At 40.7% G+C, this 974-nt stretch carries 1 protein-coding gene and 1 pseudogene; both read left to right on the top strand.

The genetic code is table 11. From position 1 onward, the window contains the following. Positions 1-97: pseudogene (locus GB992_RS10780) on the top strand (recombinase family protein); the annotation flags it as partial. An 81-nt stretch (positions 98-178) separates the two neighbouring features. Then, the gene (locus GB992_RS10775) at positions 179-925 is read left to right on the top strand and encodes a phage minor head protein (RefSeq protein WP_161002439.1); all 747 of its coding nucleotides are present in this window, start codon (positions 179-181) and stop codon (positions 923-925) included. Positions 926-974: the final 49 nt, after the last annotated feature.

Genomic DNA, 974 nt, shown 5'->3' with positions numbered 1-974 from the left:
AGCTGGCATGAGTGACATTGATGTGTCCCGAAATACAGGTATTAAACGGACGACCTTTATTCGATACCGTGTGAAATACGGTATTAAAAGAAAATAGGGCCCCCTTTTGGTTAGCACATGTTAACTGAAAGGGTCCCTATTTTCTTTACAATCTACCTTTTACCAAGCAATTGATGAAATGCTAGCTAACGCTAGTCCTAGTGACAAATTGTCTAAACGCTTGCAAGCAATCTTTGCCCAAGCATCTATTTCTCGGCGTGATATGTTGGGTGCAATGATTGGCGCCGGTATGAATATTGCTACAGCAAAAAGTGAATCATTTGCAGTGAATGAACTCAAACAGCAGTATATCGATGGCTATAATAATTCAAGCCCTAATAAACTATCAACAGTTCCAGATAAAGTAGCCAACCAAGCTGAGTATTCTCAACGAATTTGGGTGCATGGCGACGTCATGACGACACGAATGAAAGAAACCCTGAACAAGGGTTTGAGTCGCCGCATGAAAAAATCAGACATCAATAAAATGACCCGCAGTATTTCTCAAAGCGGTGATCGAATTGATGACAATTTAGCAACGCCTATGAACCAAATGCTATCCAGAATTCATACGTTAACAACTAATGAAGCTATACGCAATAGCAACGGTGGTAAGAATAGAGCGTATGATGAACAGAATGTTCAGTATGTGATGTGGTTAACCGAGGAAGATGATCGTGTTTGTGATATTTGTGAACCACTTGATAGACAAACATTTGCCTATGGACAAGGACCGATTCCAGTCACGGATACTCATCCAAGGTGTCGTTGCCAGCTGGTAGCCTGTGATGAAGATGGGAATCTGCTGTCTGGTGAACTTGATAGGGTATTTAAGGACTTGAATTGTCAAATTAAGTGCAACACTACATTAAAGAATATTTCATAAGGCGTTTTCCATCCGAGACATTTACGGGGACGATTATTCATTTGTTCTG

Source organism: Furfurilactobacillus milii (assembly GCF_009863985.1).
Taxonomy (GTDB): Bacteria; Bacillota; Bacilli; order Lactobacillales; family Lactobacillaceae; genus Furfurilactobacillus; species Furfurilactobacillus milii_A.
This window is presented reverse-complemented; position numbering and strand designations above follow the sequence as displayed.

Bases quoted from the DNA above. Each gene is read 5' to 3' on its own strand.
- GB992_RS10775 (WP_161002439.1), top strand. From the start codon at position 179: ATGCTAGCTAACGCTAGTCCTAGTGACAAATTGTCTAAACGCTTGCAA.